The organism is Pseudoalteromonas rubra (genome assembly GCF_005886805.2).
In the GTDB taxonomy this organism is placed as follows: Bacteria; Pseudomonadota; Gammaproteobacteria; order Enterobacterales; family Alteromonadaceae; genus Pseudoalteromonas; species Pseudoalteromonas rubra_D.
The window spans coordinates 2,376,726-2,398,564 of record NZ_CP045429.1 but is presented as its reverse complement, the minus strand read 5'-3'; the positions used below and the strand labels follow the sequence as shown (position 1 = coordinate 2,398,564).

General features: G+C 45.2%; 22 protein-coding genes and 1 tRNA gene. 20 read left to right on the top strand and 3 right to left on the bottom strand.

The window, feature by feature from the left end:
- Positions 1–88: 88 nt before the first annotated feature.
- The 15 genes from serC to CWC22_RS10310 all read left to right on the top strand — a co-directional run bounded on the left by serC (position 89) and on the right by CWC22_RS10310 (position 11,767).
- The gene (serC, locus tag CWC22_RS10380) at positions 89–1,171 is read left to right on the top strand and encodes a 3-phosphoserine/phosphohydroxythreonine transaminase (RefSeq protein ID WP_138536017.1); all 1,083 of its coding nucleotides are present in this window, start codon (positions 89–91) and stop codon (positions 1,169–1,171) included.
- Positions 1,171–2,448 (top strand): 3-phosphoshikimate 1-carboxyvinyltransferase, encoded by a 1,278-nt coding sequence (gene aroA, locus CWC22_RS10375; protein ID WP_138536015.1) that lies wholly within the window; start codon positions 1,171–1,173, stop codon positions 2,446–2,448. Before serC ends, aroA begins: the two co-directional genes overlap by 1 nt.
- Before the next feature lie 214 nt (positions 2,449–2,662).
- On the top strand, positions 2,663–3,370 hold the full coding sequence (gene cmk / locus CWC22_RS10370; RefSeq protein ID WP_125559702.1) for a (d)CMP kinase: 708 nt from the start codon (positions 2,663–2,665) through the stop codon (positions 3,368–3,370).
- Positions 3,371–3,465: 95 nt separating this feature from the next.
- The gene (rpsA, locus tag CWC22_RS10365) at positions 3,466–5,133 is read left to right on the top strand and encodes a 30S ribosomal protein S1 (RefSeq protein WP_010384522.1); all 1,668 of its coding nucleotides are present in this window, start codon (positions 3,466–3,468) and stop codon (positions 5,131–5,133) included.
- A 59-nt stretch (positions 5,134–5,192) separates the two neighbouring features.
- On the top strand, positions 5,193–5,483 hold the full coding sequence (gene ihfB / locus CWC22_RS10360; RefSeq protein WP_010384523.1) for an integration host factor subunit beta: 291 nt from the start codon (positions 5,193–5,195) through the stop codon (positions 5,481–5,483).
- Positions 5,484–5,537: 54 nt separating this feature from the next.
- Positions 5,538–5,762: a lipopolysaccharide assembly protein LapA domain-containing protein gene (locus tag CWC22_RS24625; protein ID WP_419144617.1), complete on the top strand. Its 225-nt coding sequence runs from the start codon at positions 5,538–5,540 to the stop codon at positions 5,760–5,762.
- Positions 5,759–6,922 carry a lipopolysaccharide assembly protein LapB gene (gene lapB / locus CWC22_RS10350; protein WP_125559698.1) on the top strand — a complete coding sequence of 388 codons (1,164 nt, stop codon included), beginning with the start codon at positions 5,759–5,761 and terminating at the stop codon, positions 6,920–6,922. Before CWC22_RS24625 ends, lapB begins: the two co-directional genes overlap by 4 nt.
- A gap of 35 nt (positions 6,923–6,957) precedes the next feature.
- The gene (gene pyrF, locus CWC22_RS10345) at positions 6,958–7,668 is read left to right on the top strand and encodes an orotidine-5'-phosphate decarboxylase (RefSeq protein WP_138536013.1); all 711 of its coding nucleotides are present in this window, start codon (positions 6,958–6,960) and stop codon (positions 7,666–7,668) included.
- Between the two features lie 384 nt (positions 7,669–8,052).
- On the top strand, positions 8,053–8,466 hold the full coding sequence (locus CWC22_RS10340; protein ID WP_138536009.1) for a hypothetical protein: 414 nt from the start codon (positions 8,053–8,055) through the stop codon (positions 8,464–8,466).
- A 509-nt stretch (positions 8,467–8,975) separates the two neighbouring features.
- Entirely contained in the window at positions 8,976–9,413 is a 438-nt protein-coding gene (locus CWC22_RS10335; protein WP_125559692.1) for a nucleoside deaminase, read from the top strand.
- 184 nt (positions 9,414–9,597) lie between these two features.
- Positions 9,598–9,969 carry a hypothetical protein gene (locus CWC22_RS10330; RefSeq protein ID WP_125559690.1) on the top strand — a complete coding sequence of 124 codons (372 nt, stop codon included), beginning with the start codon at positions 9,598–9,600 and terminating at the stop codon, positions 9,967–9,969.
- Between the two features lie 130 nt (positions 9,970–10,099).
- A tRNA-Ser gene (locus CWC22_RS10325) sits at positions 10,100–10,190 on the top strand.
- Positions 10,191–10,241: 51 nt separating this feature from the next.
- Positions 10,242–10,610, top strand: a complete 369-nt coding sequence (locus tag CWC22_RS10320; protein ID WP_138536007.1) for a hypothetical protein — start codon at positions 10,242–10,244, stop codon at positions 10,608–10,610.
- 173 nt (positions 10,611–10,783) lie between these two features.
- A complete protein-coding gene (locus tag CWC22_RS10315; protein WP_049865357.1) occupies positions 10,784–11,401 on the top strand; it encodes an FKBP-type peptidyl-prolyl cis-trans isomerase in 618 nt (205 codons plus the stop codon).
- A gap of 57 nt (positions 11,402–11,458) precedes the next feature.
- A complete protein-coding gene (locus CWC22_RS10310) occupies positions 11,459–11,767 on the top strand; it encodes a hypothetical protein (protein ID WP_138536005.1) in 309 nt (102 codons plus the stop codon).
- Between the two features lie 116 nt (positions 11,768–11,883).
- On the opposite strand, the gene CWC22_RS10305 is transcribed toward CWC22_RS10310, so the two are convergent.
- Positions 11,884–14,304 (bottom strand): methyl-accepting chemotaxis protein, encoded by a 2,421-nt coding sequence (locus CWC22_RS10305; protein WP_138536003.1) that lies wholly within the window; start codon positions 14,302–14,304, stop codon positions 11,884–11,886.
- A gap of 169 nt (positions 14,305–14,473) precedes the next feature.
- On the opposite strand from CWC22_RS10305, the gene CWC22_RS10300 reads away from it, so the two are divergent.
- The 4 genes from CWC22_RS10300 (at position 14,474) to CWC22_RS10285 (ending at position 18,045) form a co-directional block, all read left to right on the top strand.
- Positions 14,474–15,466 carry a cytochrome-c peroxidase gene (locus CWC22_RS10300; protein ID WP_138536001.1) on the top strand — a complete coding sequence of 331 codons (993 nt, stop codon included), beginning with the start codon at positions 14,474–14,476 and terminating at the stop codon, positions 15,464–15,466.
- A gap of 13 nt (positions 15,467–15,479) precedes the next feature.
- Positions 15,480–16,085: a cupredoxin domain-containing protein gene (locus tag CWC22_RS10295; protein ID WP_138535999.1), complete on the top strand. Its 606-nt coding sequence runs from the start codon at positions 15,480–15,482 to the stop codon at positions 16,083–16,085.
- 10 nt (positions 16,086–16,095) lie between these two features.
- The gene (locus CWC22_RS10290; RefSeq protein WP_138535996.1) at positions 16,096–16,677 is read left to right on the top strand and encodes a cytochrome P460 family protein; all 582 of its coding nucleotides are present in this window, start codon (positions 16,096–16,098) and stop codon (positions 16,675–16,677) included.
- A 147-nt stretch (positions 16,678–16,824) separates the two neighbouring features.
- On the top strand, positions 16,825–18,045 hold the full coding sequence (locus tag CWC22_RS10285) for a glycoside hydrolase family 18 protein (protein ID WP_138535994.1): 1,221 nt from the start codon (positions 16,825–16,827) through the stop codon (positions 18,043–18,045).
- A gap of 53 nt (positions 18,046–18,098) precedes the next feature.
- Here CWC22_RS10285 and asnS read toward each other — a convergent pair whose 3' ends face one another.
- Positions 18,099–19,496 (bottom strand): asparagine--tRNA ligase, encoded by a 1,398-nt coding sequence (asnS, locus tag CWC22_RS10280; RefSeq protein ID WP_010384545.1) that lies wholly within the window; start codon positions 19,494–19,496, stop codon positions 18,099–18,101.
- Positions 19,497–19,857: 361 nt separating this feature from the next.
- Between asnS and CWC22_RS10275 the strand changes: the two genes are divergently transcribed.
- A complete protein-coding gene (locus tag CWC22_RS10275; protein ID WP_010384547.1) occupies positions 19,858–20,292 on the top strand; it encodes an AAA family ATPase in 435 nt (144 codons plus the stop codon).
- Positions 20,293–20,361: 69 nt separating this feature from the next.
- Here the strand turns inward: CWC22_RS10275 and CWC22_RS10270 are convergent, their stop codons facing one another.
- Complete coding sequence (locus CWC22_RS10270) at positions 20,362–21,699, bottom strand: KamA family radical SAM protein (protein ID WP_138535992.1); 1,338 nt, start codon at positions 21,697–21,699, stop codon at positions 20,362–20,364.
- Positions 21,700–21,839: the final 140 nt, after the last annotated feature.

The window sequence follows — 21,839 nt, the reverse complement described above, 5'->3', positions numbered from 1 at the left end:
TCAGGGCACGCAACATCACACAGTGTGTGCCCGTTAAAAATAAATAGTACACTGCCTGGTGCAGTATAAAAACTGGAATGAGGAAACTATGAGCGTTTATAACTTTTGTGCAGGACCGGCGATGTTGCCAACTGCTGTTATGAAAAAAGCCCAACAAGAATTTATTAACTGGCAAAATTTAGGGGTCTCTGTGATGGAGATCAGTCACCGTTCTGCGCCGTTTTTAGAACTGGCGCGAGAATGTGAGGCGAGCTTGCGTCGTCTGATGAATATTTCGGATGAGTTTGAAGTTCTGTTTATGCATGGGGGAGGTCGAGGCCATTTTGCCGCGGTTCCGCTAAACCTGCATCAGGACGACGCGCCCGGCGTATACATCGAGAACGGAATTTGGTCCTGCGGTGCAACGAAAGAAGGCCAAAAGTTTACTCAGGTAGAGTCTATTGACATTCGCCGGGATCAAGATGGTACCTTTGATGTCTTGCCTGTTTCACAGTGGAACCTACCTGAAAATGCAGCATTTATTCATTACTGTCCTAATGAAACAATTGATGGTATTGAGTTGTTTGAAGTGCCTAAGCATCCAACCGCGCCGATCGTTGCAGACATGTCATCAAATATTTTGTCGCGCGAAATGAACGTTGACGATTTTGATTTAATTTATGCCGGGGCGCAGAAAAATATTGGTCCGTCAGGCTTGAGCATTGCGATTGTGCGTAAGACATTGCTTGAGCGTGAGGGCCTGCCAAGACCCGCCATCCTAGACTACGCAATCGAAGCAAAACAGCAGAGTATGTACAACACGCCACCTACTTTTGCCTGGTACCTGGCTGCTGAAGTATTCAAATATCTTGAATCAATTGGTGGCGTCAAAGCCATGGAAGCGCATAACAAAGAAAAAGCCGCGCTTTTATATGATTACATTGATGGTTCGTCATTCTATCTGAACAAGGTGGCTAAACATTGTCGTTCTTTGATGAATGTACCGTTTTGGTTGCATGATGAATCTTTAAACGAGCAGTTTTTGGCACAAGCTGAGGACAATGGCTTGATTGCTTTGGAAGGTCACCGCTTCGTAGGAGGCATGCGTGCCAGTATATACAACGCTATGCCAATTGAAGGCATTAAAGCATTGATTGCGTTTATGGAGAAATTTGCCAAGGAGAACAGCTAATGGAACAGCTTAGACTAAGCGCCATAGACAAAGTAAATGGCAGTGTCACGCTGCCAGGCTCGAAAAGCTTGTCAAACCGTGTGTTACTGCTAGCCGCGTTGTGCGATGGTGTTACACAAGTGAATAATTTGCTCGACAGTGACGATATACGCCACATGCTCCTTGCGCTTTCCGAGATGGGCGTCAATGTTGAGTTGAACGAAGACAAAACGTCAGCTCGTGTTTACGGCCAAGGCGGGCGCTTCAAAACACCATCTGAAGCGTTATTTTTGGGCAATGCTGGCACTGCTTTCAGACCATTCACAGCTGTACTAGCGGCAAGTCAGGGGCAATTTACATTGATTGGTGAACCTAGAATGGAAGAGCGACCCATTGGTCACCTGGTCGATGCGTTACATGCACTGGGCGCCGATATCAAATATCTAAAAAATAAGGATTACCCACCGTTACAGATTAATGGCGATGCAATTGAGGGCGGCGAAGTAGAAATTGACGGTAGCATATCAAGTCAGTTTTTAACCGCATTACTGATGGCTGCGCCTTTGTTTGTTAAGGACAGCACAATTCGAATTAAAGGGGAGTTGGTTTCAAAGCCCTATATTGACATTACACTCGGTGTTATGGCGCAGTTTGGCGTTACTGTTAGTCATGATAACTACCAGGTGTTTCATGTTAAAGGGCAGCAAGGTTATGTTTCTCCGGGTAGTATCATGGTAGAAGGTGATGCATCATCGGCGTCTTACTTTATTGCAGCAGCAGCCATCGCTGGCGGTGAAATTGAAATCAATGGTGTTGGACGCAAGAGTGTTCAGGGCGACATAGGGTTTGCTTCTGTGATGGAGCAGGTAGGCGCTGATATTGACTGGCATGATGAAAAACTCGTTGTTCGCAAGGGTGAATTAAACGGGGTGGATATTGATGCTAATGCGATCCCGGATGCCGCAATGACACTGGCAACTGTAGCTTTGTTTGCTAAGGGAAAAACGGCCATCCGTAATATTTACAACTGGCGTGTCAAAGAAACCGATCGCTTGTATGCCATGGCAACAGAACTTAAAAAAATCGGTGCAGAGGTGACAGAGGGGCACGATTTCATTGAAATCACACCACCTGAGACTTTTAACCTGGCAGAAATTGATACTTATAACGATCACCGTATTGCGATGTGTTTTTCTATGGTGGCCGTGGGTGGTGTCGATGTGATCATTAATGATCCTGGCTGTACCGCTAAAACCTTCCCGACTTACTTTGAGGTTCTCTCTTCAGTCAGTCAATAACGGCTGTCGGTTCTTGTGGGGTAACCTACAAAGCTTGCAGTCGGCCAATGGCAGGCAGCGTCCGTTTAGTCTAGCTGCCTGCGCTTTTGGTTCTTGCCTGCTTCTTTACGTAAATTTTTAATCAAACAAAAAGTTACATGTCAATAAGGATCTATTCAGTAAACTTGCGTATAATACCGCAGTTAATTTTTGGTGTGCATTTCGGGAGGTTTAAATGCAGGCTGTCATGCCAGTAATCACCGTAGACGGCCCAAGCGGCTCGGGCAAAGGAACGGTTTGTCGTTTATTAGCTGAGAAGCTTGATTGGGACGTGTTGGATAGTGGTGCAATTTACCGCGTTTTGTCTTTAGCTGCTATTCATCATCATATTGCACTCGATAACGAAGAGGCTTTAGTACCTCTCGCCGCGAATTTGGACGTTCAGTTTCCGATAGACGGTGTGACGAAAAAAATTAAAGTGATCCTTGAAGGTGAGGACGTCACTCACACGATCCGCAATGAAGAGGTCGGTGCAGCAGCGTCTAAAATCGCTGCATTACCTCGGGTTCGTGAAGCTTTGTTGCGTCGTCAGAGGGCTTTTCGAAGTGAAAGAGGTCTGATCGCGGACGGCAGAGATATGGGAACGGTTGTTTTCCCTCAAGCTGAACTAAAAATTTATTTAACAGCCAGCGCGCAAGAACGTGCAAGACGTCGTTATCTGGAGTTGAAGGATAAAGGGCTGGATGTTACACTAGATGGTCTTTTAATCGAGATTGAAGCTCGTGATGATCGCGATATGAACCGTAAGGTCGCGCCTTTGGTGCCGGCACACGATGCTATCGTACTCGATACAACGGAATTAGATGCGGAACAGGTGTTTACGAAAGTCACTACGTTAGTGCAGGACACCATTGCTGCCGGCAAGTTACCTGCATCAAGCTAGATTTTTTACTGCGTTGGCAGGAGGCCGACGTTATATTAACCACCCCATGCAGCATGGTTGCTAATTGGAATGTTTATTTATGAGACGTATTTAGTATGTCAGAAAATTTTGCGCAGTTATTTGAAGAAAGCCTAAAGGGTTTTGAAGCAGAGCAAGGCTCTATCGTTAAAGGTACTGTTATTTCAATCGAGAACAACATTGTTCTTGTTGATGCTGGCCTTAAGTCTGAAAGTGCAATCCCTGCAGAGCAATTCAAAAATGCTGCTGGTGAACTAGAAGTTGCTGTTGGCGACGAAGTAGATGTTGCACTTGACGCAATCGAAGATGGTTTCGGTGAAACTATCCTTTCTCGTGAGAAAGCGAAGCGTCACGAAGCTTGGATCCGCCTTGAGAAAGCTTGTGAAGAACAAGAAACTGTTGTTGGTATCATCAACGGTAAAGTTAAAGGTGGTTTCACTGTTGAAGTTGATTCAATCCGTGCATTCCTACCTGGTTCACTTGTTGACGTTCGTCCAGTACGTGACACAACACACCTTGAAGGTAAAGAGCTTGAGTTCAAAGTAATCAAGCTTGACCAGAAGCGTAACAACGTAGTTGTTTCTCGTCGTGCTGTTATCGAGTCTGAAAACTCACAAGAGCGTGAAGAGCTGCTGGCTAACCTTGTTGAAGGTCAAGAAGTTAAAGGTATCGTTAAGAACCTTACAGATTACGGTGCGTTCGTAGATCTGGGCGGTGTTGACGGTCTACTTCACATCACTGACATGGCTTGGAAGCGCGTTAAGCACCCAAGTGAAATCGTAAATGTTGGTGACGAGATCGCTGTTAAAGTTCTTAAGTTCGACAAAGAGAAGACTCGTGTTTCTCTAGGTCTTAAGCAACTTGGTGAAGATCCTTGGGCAGCTATCGCTGGTCGTTACCCAGAAGGCGCTAAGCTAACTGGTCGTGTTACTAACCTAACTGACTACGGTTGTTTCGTTGAAATCGAAGAAGGCGTAGAAGGTCTGGTACACGTGTCTGAAATGGACTGGACTAACAAGAACATCCACCCTTCAAAAGTTGTTTCACTAGGTGACACTGTTGAAGTTATGGTTCTTGAAATCGACGAAGAGCGTCGTCGTATTTCTCTTGGTCTTAAGCAGTGTAAAGCTAACCCTTGGCAGGAATTTGCTCGTCTACAGAACAAAGGCGACCAAGTTACTGGTAAGATCAAGTCTATCACTGATTTCGGTATCTTCATCGGTCTTGACGGTGGTATCGACGGTCTTGTACACCTGTCTGACATTTCTTGGAACACGCCTGGCGAAGAAGCTGTACGTGAATACAAGAAAGGCGACGAGATCTCTGCAATCGTTCTTCAGGTTGACCCAGAGCGTGAGCGCATCTCACTAGGCGTTAAGCAAATCGAAGCTGATCCTTTCAATAACTACCTAGACGCAAACAAAAAAGGTGCTATTGTTAAAGGTAAAGTGACAGACGTTGACGCGAAAGGCGCAACTGTTGAGCTTATCGAAGGCGTTGAAGGCTACATCCGTGTTGCTGACATCGCACAAGAGCGCATCGAAGACGCAACTAGCGTTGTTTCTGCAGGTGACGAGATTGAAGCTAAATTCGTAGGTGTTGATCGTAAGAACCGTACAATCAGCCTATCTGTTAAAGCTATCTTCGAAGCTGAAGAGAAAGAAGCGCTTGAGAAGCTGAAGAAAGAAGAGCCTGCATTTGAAAATGCAATGGCTGCAGCTTTCAAAAACGCTCAAAAAGACTAATATCAAGTCTTAAATAGAAGGGCACTTTTTGCCCTTCTTTTTTATCTAAAGGAAACGCTATGACAAAGTCAGAACTAATCGAAAAACTTGCTGAGCAACATATTCACGTCCCAGTCAAAGACGTTGAGAATGCGGTAAAAGAGATTTTAGAGCAAATGGCAGGTTCACTTTCAAGCTCAGATCGTATCGAAATCCGCGGCTTTGGCAGCTTTTCTCTCCACTATCGTTCACCTCGTACCGGCCGTAACCCGAAAACAGGTGAAACCGTTGAGCTGGATGGAAAGTACGTACCTCATTTTAAGCCTGGTAAAGAACTTCGTGACCGTGTGAACGCTAGTCTCGAAAATTGATTAATGAGGTAACGCTTGATCCAGGTAGTAAGAAAGGGATTATTTTTGATACTGGTGATACTCGCTTTTGTGTTGGGTACACAAAACCCGGCTTTAGTAAAAGTTGACTATATCATCGCCAGTTCAGAGGTACCGTTGGCCAGTTTAATAAGCCTATGTGTGGTGTTTGGCTTAGTGCTAGGGTTGTTACTGAGCATTGGCAAGATAACGCAGTTAAAGAGGCAAATTCGCCAACAGCAGAGAGTTAATCAATCGATACAAGCGCAAAGCAGTAAATGATTGAGTTACTTTTCCTATTGCTTCCGGTAGCAGCTGCTTATGGCTATGTCATGGGAAAAAACAGCGCTAAAAACCAGGCTCATGAACAAAACCGAAAAATTACCTCAGAATACAGTAAAGGGTTAAAGTTTCTTTTAGATAGAGAAGAAGATCAGGGCCTTGAGCACCTGATCAAGTTATTAGAGGTCAGTGCTGATTCTGTTGAGCACTACCTCATACTCGCCACCTTATTCCGCAAAAGAGGTGAGCTCGACCGAGCCATCCGAATCCATGAATTGCTTCTTAAACAACCTAGCCTGGATATACAGGTCATCCAGTCCTGTAAGTTGGCTCTCGCTGAAGATTATATTATGGCGGGATTACTAGACAGTGCCGAGGAGCATTTGGTTGAGTTAGTTAAAGCGGACTATGAAGAGGCGTTGACGCCCATTATACAACTTTATTCGCAAACCCGGGAATGGCAAAAGGGTGTGAATATGTATGAGAGTCACGCCGAGCTATTTACCGAACAAATTTACTGTGCTGCAATTGCTAACTTTTATTGTGAAGCTGCACTTGAAAATCAGGCTTCTGAGCGGGAAACCGCAGATTATCTCACTGATTACCTGGAGCGCGCACTTAAGTTGCCGAGAACGACGATCAGGCCGCTGTATGAATTAGGGCATGATGCGCTTAGCAAAGAAGATAATGTTAAAGCCATTTATTACTGGCGTAAGCTGGTCTCACAGTTTCCCTGTGCCATTCCTCTAGTGCTGCAAGATTTGCATGTCTGTTATCAGCGTCTCAATATCGAGCACGAGTTCCATACGCTGGTCAACGATTTGCTGAAAACCAGCGGTGTACTGGTAAAAATAAAGCATTGTGAGGGGTTGGTGGAAGCGGGGCATACTCAGCAAGCTGTGGACTATCTCACAGACAGTTTAAAGCGGGAACCTTCAATCCGAGGGTTCAGTTTTCTATTAAAGCTGCTTGCCACAAGGCAGGATAAGTTTCAGTCGGTATTAAATGAAGTAGATAATCTGGTCTCTGCTTATGTTGAAACAAAGCCGGACTACCAGTGCCGTAATTGTGGGTTTACCAGTCACAAACTTTATTGGTTATGTCCCTCCTGTAAGTCTTGGGAATCTATTTTGCCAAGTCAGGGTGTGGACGGGTATTAAAACATCGATATTTTATAAGGCGAAATAGATCAACTATGTCAAACACAGAAATGAAAAAGGTGCTAATTGCACTGGATTACGACAATGAAGCTGCTGCGCTGGCGTTTGTATCCCAGCTTTCTCCTGATGAATGTCGTTTAAAAGTCGGAAAGGAAATGTTCACCTATTTCGGCCCTCAATTTGTCTCTAAGCTGATTGAAAAAGGGTTTGACGTGTTTCTTGATTTGAAGTTTCATGACATTCCAAATACAGTTGCGAAGGCTGTAACAGCCGCTGCAGAGCTAGGTGTGTGGATGGTTAATGTGCATGCCAGCGGCGGCACTGAAATGATGAGCAAGGCTAAGCAAGCTCTTGAAGCCTATGGTGATAAAGCCCCCCTGCTGATTGCGGTCACTGTATTGACCAGTATGGATCAGGCGCAGCTGAGCAAACTCGGGGTGGATAAGACGCCTCAGGAGCAGGTGGTTTATTTGGCAAAGCTTGCTAAAGAGTCAGGCCTCGATGGCGTTGTCTGTTCAGCACAGGAAGCGCAAACACTTAAGGCTGAATTAGGCAGTGGCTTTTGTTTAGTGACACCAGGAATAAGACCTGCAGGCAGTGATGCAGGAGATCAGAAGCGGATCATGACGCCAGAACTGGCGATAAAGTCGGGCAGTGATTATCTTGTTGTTGGCCGACCAATCACTCAGGCCGCTGATCCAGTTGAGGCTCTGAGCGCCATCAACGAATCAATTAAGGGTTTGTAAACTTCGTCTTATTTCAGACCAGCTTGTGCCAGCTAGCTGGTCTTGCAACCTAAATTAATTGGACTCGGTTGCAGTAATACTTTCCACTCTCACTTTTTGCTTCTTAAACCTTGTTGGAACGGTACGCATTAGCGGAAAAATAACCTAACTCAGACAAGCCTGCTACACTTATATTGTTACACCAATTTCACTTAATACTTGGTCTATTTGAAGGAGCAAATAGGACGCTAACAGCGTTAAAAATCTCTCATTTAGAACAACTAAATAGCAAAATTTTTGCCTTGTTATCGACCCTATTTTCTCGCCTCAAAATAGATCACTTAATTAAGCAAATTGGTATTACAGGAAGTTGACGCATTGTTATTTTTAAATCAAGGAGCAGATATGGACCAGCAACAAGTTGCCAGTATCGTGTATGGCCTCGCCAATGGCATTGACCCTATCACAGGAGAAATCCTGCCTGCACAGTCGCCGTATAACCATCCTGATGTGATCAGAGCACTTTTCCAGTCTTTACAGTGGCAGCCAAAGCCGAAAAAAGTAAAGAAAACCTTGGCACAAAAACAACAGGACAATCTGGATAAAGGGTTGCCCGAGAATTATGGCTTACCCTGGTCTGAGGAAGATATAAAGCAGGTACTTGAGCAATATAAAGGGAACGTAGAGATTGATAAAATCGCTGTTAACCTGGCTCGTAAGCCGGGTTCAATCATTGCTGTATTGAATAAGCAGGGTGTAATAAATGATTTGCAAGCTCAGCAGCTTAACCAAGCTTACAGGTACCATGCTCCTAGGTAACTGGGATGCAGCCTCGCAGTCACGGGGATTAATACCAATTTCACTTAACACCTGGTCTATTTGAGGGAGCAAATAGGATGCTAACAGCGTTAAAAACTTCTCATTTAGAACCTTTACTAAGGTATGAGTTCGCAAATTTTTGCCTCGCCTATAGGGATGTAGGTGCCTCAGCGATAGCAGGCCGCGGGAGCGGTGTTATTGACCCTATTTTCTCTCCTCAAAATAGATCACATAATTAAGCAAATTGGCATAATCTGGACTGGGTTATTCTTATTTTATCCTCAATTGAGTGCTAGTTTAAAAGATGCTGTGTTAGCTGCACAGTTTTTAAACCGAGTAACAGCAATCTGGATATGACTGAACGAGCCAGAATAATGGCCAGCCCTTGTGGAGCGTTATGGTCTCATTGAGTCCAGAACACTGCGTGTGGCATCAAAGCGACAGGTTTTCTTTTTTGGACTGATATCTGATTTATGCGGATTGGTATAGCCAACATCAGGAGTACAATGATGGATAAGTTTTTAGCTGCGGCAATTGAAGAAGCGAAGAAAGGGCTTGGTACAGGTGGGATCCCGATCGGCTCTGTCCTGGTTCACAAAGGTCAGATAATCGGGCGTGGGCATAATCAGAGGGTGCAGAAGGGGAGCACCGTCTTGCATGGTGAAATGGATGCGTTGGAAAATGCCGGTCGCCTAAGTGCATCAGTTTATAAAGAGTGCACTTTATATACGACCCTGTCACCGTGCCCCATGTGCTCCGGGACAATCTTGTTGTATGGCATTCCCAATGTTGTGATTGGTGAAAACAAGAACTTTATGGGTAGCGAAACCTTGCTTGCAGAGCATGGCGTTAAGCTCGAAGTCCGCCAGGACGCTGAATGTATCGAAATGATGGATGAATTTATTAAAACCCGTCCAGAACTGTGGAATGAAGATATTGGAGAGTGAGTTTTTGGCACATGAAACGAAGTAGATACATCATTCATTAGTGTGCGAGGAGCAATATAATGATGCATGTCATTAAAAGGGGAACTTAGTGCACGAATTATTCGTCCTGCGGTTGTTTTGTGACCTGAATCTTTGTTAGGCTATTGTCTGGCAGTCTCAGAACACAATTATAAGAAGAATAGTAATGGGCAATCTATTTTTGAAAGAGCGGGAGAATTGGTGGACCTGGATTGTTTGGGGTGTATTAGGGTGTATTTCAACAGGCATTATGTTACCTCACATTAGTGAAGTTTGGTTGGCGCTGTTATCACCTGCCTGTTTCCTGCTCATTTTAACCAGTTGGATGAGTTATAGTCGGCGCTTTGATTTTAGTCGCGCGTTTAAAGTGCTCAGTTGTGTTGCTGTTATGTCAGTTATCCCTGTGTTGTTGGAAAACCTTCACCCGGTGATAGATCCGACACAAGGTATTGTTGATATGGCATTAGTGATACTTATGTGTGTTGGGCTAAGTGTCATAGGCGCCTGGGTCGCCAGAAGACCCAAGCAGTACTATTGATGCGCGAGCAATAACCCTCCTGATGTCCCTTCGATGTATAAAAGGTAGCCATTTAGCAAGTGAGTTTTGCAAAAAGCTGAATTAGGGCTTTACTTTTTTATCCTGGCACCATAGAATGCGCGCCAACAACGGAGAGATGGCTGAGTGGTTGAAAGCACCGGTCTTGAAAACCGGCATACGTTAATAGCGTATCTAGGGTTCAAATCCCTATCTCTCCGCCACCTCATTCCCAAAACCGCCTATACGGCGGTTTTTTTCGTTCGGAGGCAGTGATGACTAAACAGGTTGTTATTCATAGTTCGTTATGGGTGATCTTCAGTTTTTTCTATTTGAGCGGCTTGCAGGCAGCTTTGGTTTTAGCAATTGACGGGCAAGCGTATCCCAGCATCTGGATTACTTTGCTGTATACCTTCGCTTTTAACTTGTTAGTTGGTCATATCATCACTAAATACGAAAAGCTGCTGCCTATGATTGCCAGTGTGGTGATTGCTGCGTTTGGGGTCGTAGGTTTCGGTTGTTATTTTACAGAGCGGCTCGCAGGCTATAGCAACGAATTAATCATTGGGTTGACATTGAGCTTACCGTTTGCGACTTTCATCGTCAGAGAGTTTAAGCTTAAAAACCAAAATAAAGCCCAGTAAGACTAGGCTATCCAGTCATGCTCTGAGGCTGCATGATAAGTGCGGCCTTTTCACGGAATTTAACGACAGTGCCTTCTAGCGCTGTTTTATAAAGTTATTCACCTCCCTGTTAGTCATCAGTACGCTGTGATACACTGCCGCTTCTTTTAAACTGATAAATAAGTGGATCTAATATGTCAGATTTATTCAACACAGATGCTGAAAAGGCAAGTTATGGTATTGGTTTGCAAATGGGTGAACAGCTTAAGTCTAACCCATTTGAAGGTTTGAACCTGAACTCGGTATTCGAAGGTATGAAAGATGCCTACGCCGGTGAAGCATTCCGTGTAGAAATCCCTGAGATCCAGGCTGCATTCGAAAAAATCAATGCAGAAATTCAAAAGCGTCGTGAAGAAGAAGCCAAAGTACTGGCTGCTGAAGGCACTGCATTCCTGGAAGAAAATGCAAAGCGCGCTGAAATCACCGTTACTGAGTCTGGTCTGCAGTACGAAGTAATCGAAACAGGCGAGGGCGACAAGCCAGCCGCTGACTCTACAGTTCGTGTCCACTACCATGGCACACTGATCAATGGCACCGTATTTGACAGCTCTTACGAGCGTGGTCAGCCAGCTGAATTCCCGGTAAACGGCGTAATCAAAGGCTGGACTGAAGCACTACAGCTAATGCCTGTTGGCTCAAAGTGGCGTCTATATGTACCGCATGACCTTGCTTACGGCGAGCGCGGTGCTGGTGCTTCAATTGCACCATTCTCAACTCTGATCTTTGATGTTGAATTACTGGAAGTTCTTTAATTTCAGTACAAAGGCTGCTTAGTTTAGCAGCCTCTTATATATTTAAAGGAGATAATTATGAAAAAACTATTACTACTACTTTTGCTCTTACCTAACCTTGTACTCGCTTCAAAAGAAACGTCAGGTACTGTTACGCTGTCAGGCGCTAACAACATCATTTTAGTTGATTTTAGTAAACCAAACTCTAGTTGTGGTTCACGTTACTATCTGCCGCTGAGCTCTGAGTATGAAAAGGCGCTATTTTCTATGCTACTGGCAGCACAATTGTCTGGGAAGAAGGTCTGGGCCAATGGCGCTGGTGACTGTCAGACGGGTTACCCTTACAGAAATGCTTATAAGCTAGTAAACATGAAGATATATGATTAGAGCGTGTAGCTTCTTTTACGCTTTTTGAGCAGTATCCACAATCAATACAAGAGCTTGTGAGATACTGCAGTAGGGTCAATAGACAAATCGCCTGTACTACGACATTTTTCTTTTCGTTACTCATCAAAAAATGCGTACAGTTGCTCCAACACTTTAACCTGGTTAGCATCTCGTACATCGAACTCTAAGCCATAGTAGGCGTGCTCATCTGAACGGTCTTCTTTTCTGATTACTTTAGCGGGTAGTTTTAGCGGCTGTTGTTGCATGTATTCGGAGTAATTTTTCTTTGGCTCGTACAGGGTCAGAATTACGGTGCTGTTAATATCTAGCTCCTGGTTCAACTGCTGACTCAAAATAACCCCACAGCCAACACAGCTTAATTCCCGGGTAATCGTTGAATAGATTTGATCATCTGTTTCAATGTTTAGTTTTATTTTTGCTTCAACTCTGTCCGAGCGCCTTTTCTCGTGTTGTTGCTGAATATATGAGTCTTTGTCTTCATCGAAGAAGAAGCTGTCCATTAAGTTATTGACCAACTCTGACGTCTGATATAAATCCCCCCCAATCATGGAGACCATTTGGGCTTTTTCTGCATTTTGCTGGAGCGACGCAAACAAGTGCTGCAGTTTTAGCTGCATTTCAATCATCTGATCACTTTGACGGCTTGACCGTTCAGCGACTTGCTCATTGGCGGAGACTATCCTGTCTATCGTCAGGGTCATCGCTTTCAGTGCCTGGCCACTTTCGTCTGAGCGCGTTTTACTGATATTGACCTGCTCTATGATGTTAGTCATTAGATTGATGACATCCGACACTTTAGTCAGCAGTTGTGTAATGACCTGTCTGATTTCGTCCGTGGAGGCGGCTGTGCGCTTTGCCAGGCTTCTGACTTCATCGGCAACAACCGCAAAACCTCTGCCTTGTTCTCCAGCTCTGGCTGCTTCAATCGCGGCGTTCAATGCAATTAGCGCCGTCTGATCTGCGACTGTTGAAATTGCATCTGTTACCGTTTCAATTTGCTCACTGGCAGACTGTAACTCTCCAACTTCTTTGGAAGCAACTTCAACCACTTCGACTGTTCTGTTCATTTCTTCTAAATTACTGCTTACAGCAGCGATCCCGGAGTCGGCTTCCTGCCTGGCCTGGTCTAGGACGCCTTTGCTTTGCTCTATGGCGTTACTTGATTCGTGCAACAGCTCCATAAAACAGTCAATAACCTGCATCACCTGGTTGTAACCGTCATTTTCGCTTTTCGCGACGGAGCTGATTTCGGTCGCAATTGCGGCAACCTGGTGCGCTGAATGTCCAACTTGTCTTGATTGTCGCCGGACGGTTGAAATAGTCGAAGACAACGACAGTGTCATATGATTAAAGCTTTCTGAAAGTTGATTTAATTCATCTTTATGATGCATTGAGAAATAGCTTTCTTTTGTTTGAAAGTTCCCAACGGAAATATTTTGCGCACGCTCCAGTAACAGTTGAACGCGTTGTTTGAGTTTGTTACTGAACAACAGACTGATTGAACTGGCAATAATCACTGTTATCAAGGAAGCGATTGTAATGACGATAAACATATCGCTGAGTGCGGTTTCAACGGTGGTAATCCCATTTGCAGATACCTGAGCAACATGTGAGTTCAGTTCATTGAGTTGCGCAAAAATCTGCTTAGTCAACGGAGAAATCACTTCGCGTAAATGTTTTGTGGCGAAATTCGCGTCCGGACTAGCTTGTTTCTCAAAGGCTAAAATCGTCAGTGGCGCAATTTTTTCACGCTCTTCACTGTAAGCGCTCCATTTCATCAGTTGAGCTTCACTGAATAACTCTTCGTAATCGTCCAAAATGGCAACAAACGCATCGCTATTTGCAAACCAGGCTTGATCGAAACCGTCTATATTTTTTTGCTCTCTTGTTAAAAGAAAAGCGCGTAACTCGGAGATCGCGGTTGCAAAACTCATCTTAGAGTCCACCAGGAGCTTAAATAACTCCATACGCTCTTCGTCTGGGTCTTGTTCAAGCTCGGACTCTATTAGCTCTGATAAGAGTCCGACCATCGACTCGGCCAGAGGAATGGCCTGGGTGACCAGAATTTTGACAGCGGGCTCGTTGTCTACGGTATTACTAATATCGGAGACAACTTGTTGCTCGGTATTCAGTTGGCGCAGGTTTTGTTCAATGGTACTCAAAATGCGATTTTCAAAGCCTGTTTGCTGCGCCAGTGCTTGCAATTGCGCAAAGTGCTTGTTGATATTGTTCCATGCTGCTTGTCTGGCTGCGATGGAGTTGCGTCTTTCTTCGGGACTGTTTCCTGTGATGATTTGTTCTTTCAAAGAAATCTGAGTTTCTAGTATCGCCATTCTTAAATCTGAATTTGCTTTCACCAGAGGCAATGACACCGATGAAAATTGCGTAAAGCTTTGTCCGATAGAGCCTGTATTCAGGTAGACGAAAAAATTACTGAAGATACCGAGCGACGTGATGATACCAAATGCAATTAACATTTGTATCGCGATACTTGGCACGATGCGTGATATATCCATCTGTTCTCACTTAAAAAACTAGCACGAAGAAACTGCCCTGGCAGATAAGGCAATACTCATATAACAGGTGTTGCGTGATAGGGTTTATTTTTTTGCATTATCGAAAAATATAGTCAATCCTTGCTGTAGTTCAAAAATTAACCTTAACTTTGTTGTCGAAGGGGGGAAAATGAGTGCGTTGAAAGTGTTTTTGATTGCAGCACTTTGTATAACCAGCGTGAAAGTAGGGGCCAACGCTGGTGTGAATTTAGGGGTGCTAGGCACCCCAGATAAAGATGACATTGAGTACCCTGATGACGAGGAGCCAAGCGACAGAGAGATCCTGTTGGGCAAAACGCTATTCTATGATACCCGGCTTTCGAGGCACCATAACCAGTCTTGCGCGACGTGCCATAACCCTGAACTGGGGTTCAGTGACGGTCTGGCCAAAGGCATAGGTAGTGGGGGAGATATCCTGGGTCGAAACGCACCACATTTGTATAATCTGGCGTGGTCTGTCACTTTCTTCTGGGATGGCAGAGCCGCTTCATTGGAAGAGCAGGCTTTGGGGCCTCTGGTATCTGATATGGAAATGCAAATGACCCCCAAAGATGTGGTCAAACGTTTAAAGGACGTTAAGTTCTATCGGGACGAGTTTGCGCAAATTTACGGTGAGATTTCATTTGAAAATGTCGGCCGGGCCATCGCCGCCTTCGAAAGAACCATCATCAGCGATAACTCGCCCTTTGACCAATATCTGGCGGGTAATAAATTTGCTATGTCACCTTCAGCAATCAGGGGCTTAAGTGTCTTTGTCGGTAAAGGGCGGTGTACCAAATGCCATGACGGTGAAAATTTTACAGACGATAGCTTTCATAACATCGGGATAGATAACAAAGACAACGGGCGTTTCGAACTAGACAAAAGTGCGCAATTCAAAGGGGCTTTTAAAACCCCGGGTTTAAGAAATATCATTATGAGTGCACCTTATATGCACGATGGTTCATTGGGTACGCTTGAAGAGGTCGTGGAACACTATGATAAGGGGGCTGTGGGCACAAAAAATGTAAGCCCGCTCATTGTGCCACTCAACCTATCAACTCAGGAAAAGGCGGATTTGGTTGCCTTTATGGCCGCGTTGACCGATCCCGTTGTGATCCAACGACCAATCATTCCTCAATAAAGGAAAAAACACCATGATTAAACGTATGCTAGCGCTGGGCCTGTGCATGGTTTTTAATGCACAGGCTGCCACACTAACCGGTGAACTTACTTTCGTTAAAAAGCCGCCTTTTGCAGGCATTTTGTATGCGAAAAACGGGGCAGGGCCTAAGGCTGCTGAACTAGACCAGGCGAATAAGGTGTTCGACAAAAAAGTGGTTGTGGTGGGTAAAAATGGTGAGATCACCTTTAAAAACTCTGATGAGTTTCAACATAATATTTTTGCCAATGATCCCAATTCAGGTGTGAAATTTGATGTGGGTTTGATGAATCAGGGTCAGACAACCAAAGTGTCTGCTGATTGGTCAGAAAACACACTGACTCGCATTGGGTGCAAAATCCATCCCAAAATGCGCAGTTACATTGCCAACGTGAATTCTGACACCTATCAGGTACTGCCTTTCACGAAAAAACAAAAAACTTATAAAATCGACTTAGATGCCGGATCTGCCAGCACGTTTGTGTTACAAATTCCAAAATATGACCCGGTCGAGGTTACGCTTTCAGCCGGAGAAGCAAAGTCGGTAGAAGTAATGTACAAGGGAAAACTCAGAGCCAATTTAAGTCTAACTTTAAAATAAGGCGCAGCGTATGAAACGCGTTTTGCTAATGCTGGCGGCTGGTCTTATTACTGTATCAGGCCAGGCCATTGCAGATCCATTTGGGGTTTACCCCTTTAAAATACCGCCACAGTATCAGGCTGAGTTGAGCGATTACCGTACAGACTGGACACGCGTAACGGGGTTTGAACACTCAGGATTACATTGGCAGCAATTTATCGTCGTGTTTCTGAATAAAGATGTCAGAGTGTATGAAAGCAACTATCTGGAGTATTTGCGGCTCTACCAGGATTACGATGAGGATGAAGACGAAGAAGAGCCTGTGCCTAACTTTAAGTCCTACTCACCGGGCACGATTGTTTTAAAAGAGAATTTTTCCTCTCAGTCGGGGTCGCCCCACGAAGCTCTGACAATCACTATGATGATTAAACGTCAGCCAGGCTACTCGCCTACACACGGTGATTGGGAATATGTGCAGTTCGATAAGCAAGGTAAAGTACTGCTAGCGGGTAAAGGCACGGATAGTGCGATACAAAAAGTGTGTGCCAGCTGCCACGAAAGTATCAAAGAGCGGGATTACATTTTTGCGAACTTCTATTCAAAGAGTAAGTGAATTATTGAATATTACACTGACAAGGGCGCACTAAAATGTGTATAAGTATGCGCCCGGGTGTAAGGCATTATTATAAATCTTCATTTTTAAATTTTTTGTTAACGTGATATTTGTTGTGTTTAATATTTATACAACATGGAGCACGTTATGTTTAAGAAAACCTGTCTAACGTTAGCTGTGGCTATATCTGGTCTGTCAATGCAGGCGGCCTGGGCACAAGATTCATTTTGCCCAAGGGTGGAAGGCTTTTACTCCACCTGGGATTACCCTGCGGGCGGTCAGCTGGATGTTCAGGATCTGGCCACCGATAAACTCACTCATATTATAGTGGCATTTGCCTATCCCAACGCCGATGGCACGCTAAACACGCTTGAGGCCGACCGCTATATTGATGACATTGTGGCACACGCGCACGCTAACAATACCGGTGTCATGATTTCAGTCGGCGGTGCCGGAGTTGATTTCCTGTCGATGGACGAACAGGCGCGAGCGAATCTGGTAAAAAATCTGGTTGCTTACGCTGAGCTGCACAACCTGGACGGTATTGATGTCGACTGGGAAGACTGGAGTACCTACAATCAGCCAAACCCGGTAGAGAGTGGTTATTTGCTAAATCTGGTCAAAGACCTCAGAGCCTCATTACCCGCACATCTTGAAGTGAGCGTAGATGTTCAGGCCGGTGGCTGGTCAGGCATTAACTTTCATCCAGATCTGGATGACCATGCCGATTACATTCGCTTTATGGCCTACGACTACACTGGAGGCTGGGGTGGCTCACCGAAAAACCATCATGCAGCCTGGTCGTATATCCATGATGGCCTGGTAAATCCTGCGCAATGGAGCCAGAGCATGATCACTAAGTACGACGTGAGTAAAACCAGCCTGGGGATCCCTTTTTATAACAAATCATTCCCAGATGGGATGAGTGGCCCGATGACGACGTACACAGCGCGTGAGATTGTAGAGACCTTTGTTGATGGGTTAGGTGTGGACTACAACGCGGGCTTTTATGAACTGGATAATTATCTGCACTTTTGGGAAACCCCTGAATTGGTTCGCACAAAGTCGCAATTTGTTGCCGACAATGGCTATCCTGGCATTTTTATCTGGGAACTCCATCAGGACGCACGCGGTGACAAGAATAAGTTGTTAGATGCCATTGGTGAGGTGCTACCTAAGTGTCAGCCTTGTAGTGACGCCTGGCAACCATACCCCAGTGTTTACCAAACAGGGGATGTTGTAAGTTTTGAAGGGAAAAACTGGCGTGTCAATGGTGGTCCATTACATGGTGTTGCACCTATGACTGAAGGTCATGCACACAGATATACTGAATTGGGTACATGTCAGAATTATGTGGCAGCCCGATAAGGTTCAGCTTACATAAAAAAGCCCCGAAAGGGGCTTTTTAACACTCAATAAGATTAGTAGGTTGCACTGCCTTTTGTGCGCGGGAAGGCGATAACGTCACGGACGTTGCCCATACCCGTTACGTAAGCAACTAAACGCTCAAAACCTAGACCAAAGCCCGAGTGTGGCACAGTGCCGTATTTACGCAGGTCGCGGTACCAGCTGTAATCCTCTTTATCCAGACCCATTTCTTCAAGGCGCTGATCCAGAACATCAAGGCGCTCTTCACGCTGAGAACCACCAATGATTTCGCCAATACCCGGTGCTACAACGTCCATCGCCGCAACGGTTTTTCCGTCTTCATTCTGACGCATGTAGAAGGCTTTAATATCACGCGGGTAGTTCTTGATAACGACTGGCGCATTAAAGTGTTCTTCAGCCAGGTAACGTTCGTGCTCTGATTGCAGATCGACGCCCCAGTCAACCGGGAATTCAAACTTCTTACCACAGTTTTTCAGGATCTCGATAGCATCGGTATAGTCAACCTGTGCAAAGTCTTTGTCGATAAATGACTCAAGACGCGTGATAGCCTGCTTTTCGATACGCTGGGCAAAGAACTCCATGTCATCACGGCGCTCATCCAATACGGCCTTAAAGGCATATTTCAGCATATCTTCAGCAAGGGCGGCGATGTCGTCCAGATCGGCAAAAGCAACTTCTGGCTCAACCATCCAGAACTCAGCCAGGTGGCGTGATGTATTGGAGTTTTCAGCACGGAATGTTGGGCCAAAAGTATAAATCTTTGACATTGCGCTGGCATAGGTTTCACCGTTTAGCTGACCAGATACAGTCAAAAAGGCTTCTTTACCGAAGAAATCTTCGCTGTAATCGATGTCACCTTTATCTGTACGTGGCAGATTTTGCATATCCAGTGTAGAAACACGGAACATTTCACCAGCACCTTCACAGTCACTTGCCGTAATGATAGGCGTACTGATCCACATGTAGCCACGCTCGTGGAAGAATCGGTGGATAGCCTGTGACAGGCAGTTACGAACACGGGTAACCGCACCAATTACGTTAGTGCGCGGACGCAGGTGAGCATGCTCACGAAGATACTCGATACTGTGACGCTTAGCGGCCATTGGATAGGTATCCGGATTTTCAACCCAGCCCAGTACTTCGACCTTGTTAGCCTGAATTTCAAATGCCTGACCCTGACCTTCAGAGGCAACCAGAACGCCGGTAACGGCTACAGAGCAGCCTGCGGTAAGACGAGTCACTTCTTCATAATTATTAAGCGAATTAGGGACTACGGCTTGAATAGGATCGAAACAAGAACCGTCATGGACGGCTAGGAATGAAATACCTGCTTTTGAATCGCGTCGTGTACGGATCCAGCCTTTTACAGTAACCTGGCTGTCTACCGCAACGGTGCCTGCTAGTAGCTCCGTTATCGCTGTGTGGCTCATCTTTACTCCAAAATGATTATTTATAATTAGTCTGTTGCGTGTGTTGTTTAACTCACTGCCATGACCACGCTTTTTGCGCAGTCAGCTATGTCGTATCTTACCTGCGATAGACACATAAAAAAACCATCAAATGCCAGAGTAAGGCAATTTCTTTGGGCTTTTTTACACCCAATGGCAACTGACAGGGGATGTGAGCTCGATAATTGACCATTTGATCTGTTCCTTCCTGGAGATAGAGAGTAGTTTGGTGATTCGATACTAAAAAACAGCTTGCAGGTACTCGATGAATTACTTAAATGCGAAAATTATGGCATTATGTCACTCTACTACTAAGAAAAACTGGATATAAGTCGTTCAATAGATGAAACAGGCATTTATATTACGGGGATTACCTGGCTCTGGGAAAACACATTACGCCTATGCGCTGGCTGACGAGCTGGTGGCGGGTGACGAGACGCAATTTGTCATTTGTGCAACAGATGATTACTTTCATAATGAGCAAGGCGAGTACCATTTTGAGAAGTTCAGGTTACCGGAATATCATAATCTGAACCTGGCACGCTTTATCAATGCGCTGGCTGAGGGGATCCCGCTGGTGATAGCTGATAACCCTAATATCAAACGCTGGGAGTTTGTGGCCTATGCCAGTGCTGCACAGGCGATGGGGTATCAGGTCAAAGAAGTGATTGTTGGCGAAGTCAAAGATAAGTCGATGCAGCATTTATATGCTAAACGCAACACACATGGCGTCGCTCTGAGAACTATTAGCAAAATGGCGTATATGTTCGAATGGTAACCAAAAACAGTGGGTTATCAAATAAAGAAAAAGCCGACGTGAATGTCGGCTTTCTTATGCATTAATGCCTTACATGGCGTCGTATTCGTCTTGCCAGAAGAACTTATCCTCGCCAAATGCCGGCTTGAGGCCGTCCAGCCAGGTCGCTTCTTCATCATATTTGGCAAAGAAAGGTCTCTGAACCCAGTCCGGGTTACGTGCCTGAATGAAACGCAACACGAATACTTTCTCACCGTTGATTTCAGTCACACCTGAAACCTCGACTTTACCTGGACCCGCACTCATAGAAGGTCCGCGTACCGTCCGGCTTACACCCGAAACCTCTTTATAAGCGTCACGGAAAATTTCCCAGGTTCTGTACAACGGTAACTCAAAGTAGCGCTTGGCGCCGGTGTCACGCTCAATGAACATGTAATATGGGATCATGCCCATCTGAGTTTGCTCTTTCCACATTTCAGACCACATTTCAGGGTCGGTGTTAAGGTGGTTAAGTAGCGGGGCCTGAGTCCGGATCTGAGCACCCGTTTTGCGCAGCAGCTTAATCGCTTCTTTAGCAATGTCGGTGCGCAGCTCTTGCTTGTGGTTAACGTGTGCCATGATTGACACATGCTTTCCGGCATCAACTAGCTCTTTGAGCAGTGCCAATAAATCTTGTGCGTCAGGATCTGTGACATAACGGAATGGCCAGAAAGTCAGAGATTTGGTACCAATGCGGATAGTACGAATGTGATCAAAGCGCGGCTCTTTCAGCGCTTCTAGGTACTTACGCAGTTTTACTGTACGCATTACCATAGGGTCACCGCCGGTCATTAGAAGATCGGTGACTTCGGTATGCTCTTCCAGGTAGCTGTGCAGCAGCTCTTCGTCGTTGTTGTTAAAGCGCGTTGCTTTACCTACGAACTGTGCCCAACGGAAACAGAAAGTACAATAAGAGTGACAGTACTGCCCCTGTGCTGGGAAGAACAACACGGTTTCTTTATATTTGTGCTGAATACCTTCTACTCGCTCTCCGTCAAAGGTCGGGACGTTTTTATCCATTTGACCTGCCGGGTGCGGGTTGAGCTTTTGTCTTAGTTTCGTAGACAGCTCGAAGACTTCTTCTGGGGTATGCTCGCGCTTTAGCAGCGCTGCCATTTCTTCATAAGACTCATCGTCCAGCATGCCGCGTTGCGGGAAAGTAAGCTGGAAAACGGGATCATTGGGCACCTTGTCCCAATCAATGAGTTCTTCAATAACATAGTTATTAACGCGGAAAGGGAAAACGTTTGCAACCACCTTCATCTGGAAGCGCAGGTGCTCAGGCAGTTTTTCAAGTTGCTCAATTTTATCAATCTGACGATGTTGATAAACAGTAAAGCGGGGCGGCTGATAAGCTTCAGCTGGCTGCAATTTGACGGTTTGTTGCATAGTAGCTCGATTCTCGACTTTATTCGGAATTTACAATCAAAGTCGCCTAGTCTAACAAAGCCGTGAAATGATTTCAGGTACAATCGATGAAATATCGTAAATAATTGCAAAATTGGCAAAAAAATTACCAACTTTGCATT